The organism is uncultured Chitinophaga sp. (assembly GCF_937874145.1).
GTDB lineage: Bacteria > Bacteroidota > Bacteroidia > Chitinophagales > Chitinophagaceae > Chitinophaga.
Genome location: NZ_CALNBI010000142.1, coordinates 1 through 4,754 on the forward strand (window position 1 = coordinate 1; position 4,754 = coordinate 4,754).

Here is a 4,754-nt window from a genome sequence, read left to right on the forward strand (position 1 = left end):
AACCCGAAACCCCGCGCGTCCGGTTCTCGATGATGAGCTCAGCGGTGTCGCAGACGTTGTAGATGCGGACGCTGTCGGCCCGGATCTGGTAGACATGCTGGGCCGCTGCCGTAGTGCAAATCCCGGCTATCGAAGCCATCGATATGAATAATTTTCTCATTGTATAAGGATGTAATCGTTTATTTTTCTTTGGCCAGCTGGGCTTCTATGGCATTCAACCGCGCTTCCAGCGCTTCGTTCTTCGCTTTCAGTTCGGTTTCCATGGCGTCTTTTTCGGTTTTCAGTTCCTGGAGTGCTTTAACCAGGAGCCCGGCCAGGTTCGCCTGGTCCACCCCGGTGCGGCCCGGCGTAGCGAACTCCTCGGGCACTTCGTCGGCGATGAAGCCGATACTAATGTGCCTCGTCGTATCCGCTTTAAACAGAAACGACCGGACCTGCGCGCTTTGCAAAACGGCCAAGGCATTGCCTTTGAAAGGATGGATATCTTTCTTTAGTTTTCGCAGGGATGACTGATAAAACGCGGTGGCGGTTACGTTGCCGTTGACATGCAGCAGCGAGGTTGGGGTGGATGTACCGATGCCGACATTCCCTTCCTTCGTGACACGCATCCGTTCAGCCTGATAGCCGGAACCTATTCCCGTAAACAAGATTATTTCCCCGGGAGATGATGTATGTGTCCCTCCATACAATCCGATCTGTCCACCGTGATTACCCCCAATCTGTCCGCCCAATAGCGAAATGGTACCGGCCGAATTGTTGCTGGCAAATATTGGCGCCATTACCTGTTGCGAAATTTTCACATTACCTGTTACTTGAAATTTTTCGTCAGGGGCAGAAGTACCGATACCAACATTGCCTTCCTTGGTGATACGCATCCGTTCAGGCTGTTGGGAAGCATCCATGACGTCACCAGAGTGGAAAGTAATCTGGCCGGGGTTAGTTGGATGTGCGCCTCCGAACAAAGTAATCTGCCCTCCCCTGCCGGAATTCGGGCCAGTTGCTCCGCCGATAAGCGTGAGCCCCTTTATGCTATTGTTACTCATGATGGTTTGCGTGAAAATCGTCCCTATTTCCCCAATTCCTGTGATATTGAAATTGGCAGTTTGCGCAGTGGTGCCATTACGGATCACCTTCAATGAATCTGCCGTCAACCGCGTGTTTACCCAACCTTCTGAAGCCACTTTGTGCCAGGGGCCCCAGTTTCCTCCCGAAATTCCCTGGCGGAAGAACAATTCATTCTCCGTATTGTAAGCCCCGAACAGCTGGAACTTATAGGTCGTAGCAAGACCAGCATTGCCACCCGATACCAGGTAGCCGGGTTGAACCGATGGCCTATTCTCCGCGACGCCAATATGAAAAATGCCCGAATTGGTAATTGTATTGAGGTTGCCGGTAAATGCGCCGATATTCGTTGGATTCGTTGTCAAGGGGATCCTGCCAACGCCCGCAATATCCGAAAGCACATCCGCGGCGTCCCGCCGGCTGATGATGCCGTTGTCGATCGCCAGGAACGTGGCGGCGGGGGCAACTCTTGCAACCAGGCTATCCATTTTTACACTTCCCCGGAAGATAGCGGCCTTATTCGCATACAACGTGAGCGCGCTGGCGGTATCGTTCCGAATGCTTCCGCCGGTGATGAAATTGAAGTACCCACCAGGCGTAATAGCCCTGATGTAATTCGCATTATTCCTGTTAAAGGAAATTTCCATCCCATCCGACGACAAGCCAATCGTTCCTACCGTTCCTGTTTTGCTAAATGTTCCATCGGCGTGGAATGTGGAATGCAATAAATTTTGCGTCCCATTGAAAACCCTTACGGCCAGGCCGGGCATGGCCTCCCCGTTAAGTTGAAGGTTCACGCCTCCGAGGCCGGTCGCCGGCTCCCATATTAAAGACGGGCTGAATGCATGTGAACCGTTCTTCGTGATTTTTGCGAAGCCGCCTATATTGAAATTAGCCGCCTGGGCAGGCCCGGTCCGGTTGAGGATATATTTGGCGGAATCTGTCCCGCCTACCCCGGCAAACTGCGCCAGGTCGATCGTGTCCTGCCCCGCGATGGCCAGCCGGGAGCCGCCCACCTGTACCAGGTCTATCTTCCGGAATTCGGTCCGGCCGTTACCCTTGTTGTACAAATACCCCGAAACGCCGCGCGTGCGGTTCTCGATAATGAGCTCGGCGGTGTCGCAGACGTTGTAGATTCGGACACTGTCTGCCCGGATCTGGTATATGTGCTGTGTATATGATTTCCCTGCGCAAAGCAGCAGGATCATCGTCAGTTGCAAAACAAATTTCATAGGTACAAACGCGTTTACTTTGGGTTCACTTCACAAGGGTTTTCAAGTAATTCAATTAGCATTAATTGCCGTCAAATATCTATCAATCATTCTGATTAATTTGGGTGCTTGTAACCGGCTGGCTCCGGCAAAGCGACTTCCCGCGATAGTCCTTCGTCGTGAATAGGATGTGCAGATCGTCGATGGTAGCGGCATTGTTGAGTTCTGCAGGCGTATTGTCGTACACTTCACAACCTAGTGAAGCCGGCCCGGGTTTAGTATTTCGCCCTCTAATCTCGATGGTATGCAATCCGGCAGTCAGCGGAACCGGCAGTATATGCCACATCAAAAATGAAACTTCCGGCGCGGCAGCGGCATTATTCATTGCGGCTACCAGGATTCCGTCGATATATAATTCAAACAGATCGTCCGCCGCCAGTCCTATGTAATATGTTTTTGTAACGGGCGCAGCGAACTCGCCGCTGGCGGACATCCATACAAAATTTCCGACCAGGTTATTGCATGCCCATACGCCGCATCGGTTAAGGGCTCCGCTCCATACCGAAGCGGTTGCGCTGAAAACCTGCACCTTGAAGGCCGAGTCTGCGCCGTTCAGGGCAATAGTATCCGTGCCAATGACGGACTGTACCAACGCGGCAGAATCCGGCGCGCTATTGATAACGGTTTCGCTAATTGAGGTATCGGGTCTTATGATGGCCGTGCTCATAGCTGGCGGAACGGATTGCAGTGCCGGCGGGAGCGTGGCGCAATATTGCGCGGCAAGCGCGGCAGAAGGATTCCACAAAGGATTTGTGGTTCCGCCTACACGCTGACGGTTGAACGTGGCAAAATTCACGTCGAACCCCGCGTCGTAGAGCCAGCTGCCGCAGGCGCCGTAAGCTTCGTAGTCGGCCTGGCATCCGGAGTCTGAGATACCGGTACAGGGAATAACTTTGGGTACCGGCACCAATTCGCTCCACCAGGGCATGCGGTTCGTTTCAGCGGGCAACCTGTTTTCAATCAGGTACAGCCAGGTTTTCGCTTCGGTGGCGTTGATGCAGTAATCATCCAGCGGGATGGTAGTGCCGGCCTTTTGCATGAAATAACCCTCCGTCACTTTATTTCGTATGAAGCGGTGGCTTACTAGATGGTCCTGGGCATAGGTGGCGGATGGGAATGCGCCGCAAATCGTCAGTACCAGGAATATAATTCGTTTCATCTGCTAGTTGTTTTTGATTTTCCGTTCTTTTAATAATGCGCCCGGCGGTGTCGAAGAAGTTATTGCTTTGCCTTTATTTCGCGGATCATGGTTTCGAGGGTTTCTAGTTTATCTTCCAGGGCTTTGTTTTTCGCTTCCAGTTCCTGCACGGCTTTAACGAGCAACGCGACGGTATTGCCCTGGTCCACGCCGGTAGTGCCTGGAGCCGCCATTTCACCTGGCAGTTCATCGGCGATGAAGCCGATATGCTCGCGGGAGCGGTCGGCCTTGAAGCGGAAAGTGCGGACCTGGGCGTTGCGGAAAACGTCGAGGGCGGAATGGTCGAACGCCTGTATATCGGTTTTAAGCTCCCGGCGGGAAGTCTGGTAAAACGCCGTTGCGGTAACGTTTCCGGAAACGGTGAGGTTCCCGGCGGCGGAGAGGCGCATCTTTTCCTGTACGCCTTTCGCGTTCAATGGTGTAGTATTGAAGACGATGGCCGTTGGCTGGGAAGCGCTTGTCCAGGCGCCCTCCGTCACCGCGTCTATTTGCGCGCCGGCTTCGTAGGTGGTGCCCGTGGTGTTTGCACCGTACAAAACCGCGCCAAGCCGTTGGCCGGCGGCCGAGGGCATGCCGCTGTTGTATAACCGGAAGTAAGCGCCCGACGAAGTACTGAGCTCACCTGTGTTCTGAATGGCCATCCCGGCGGTATTCAATCCGCTCATATGTATGGGGAAGGAAGGCGCATCGGTACCGATACCAATTCTTCCGGTGTTGGTTATCCGTAATCTTTCCACTCCCATCGTGCCGAAATACAAATCGGTACCCTGTCCGATAGCCGTATGGCGATATGCGCCGATGTAGGCCCGCTGGGAAGAGTCGATATCAAAACCGATCCTCCCTATTTCACCAATCAAATCAGCCCCACCTATACTCAATTTGGCGGAAGGATATGGCGTACCGATACCCACTCTTCCTGTGTTGGTAATGCGCATTCTTTCGGGTTGCAAGGCATCGCCTACACCGGTATGGAAAGTCATAAACCCTCTGTTCAGCCCCCCTCCGTAAAGCAGTATCTGCCCCCCGTACTTCGCGCCGCCGCCATATATGGATAAACGGCTATCCGAATTACCGCTTGTCAACTTCTCCGTTAATACAATCCCACGGGACAAAATATTCCCGTTTACATCCAGCATTTGGGAGGGGCTTACGCCACCGATCCCCAGCTTGCCGGTTTCGTCGAGGCGCATGGCTTCTATCGGAGCAGCTGTGCTGGTGGTAAA

At 53.4% G+C, this 4,754-nt stretch carries 3 protein-coding genes; all 3 read right to left on the bottom strand.

All coding sequences use genetic code 11. The features are described from left to right. Positions 1-179: 179 nt before the first annotated feature. Positions 180-2,294, bottom strand: a complete 2,115-nt coding sequence (locus tag Q0510_RS06615; protein ID WP_298709375.1) for a pyocin knob domain-containing S74 family peptidase — start codon at positions 2,292-2,294, stop codon at positions 180-182. A gap of 82 nt (positions 2,295-2,376) precedes the next feature. Next, entirely contained in the window at positions 2,377-3,492 is a 1,116-nt protein-coding gene (locus Q0510_RS06620; RefSeq protein WP_298709376.1) for a hypothetical protein, read from the bottom strand. A 59-nt stretch (positions 3,493-3,551) separates the two neighbouring features. Beyond that, the coding region (locus Q0510_RS06625; protein ID WP_298709377.1) for a tail fiber domain-containing protein at positions 3,552-4,754 on the bottom strand (1,203 nt) is incomplete at its 5' end.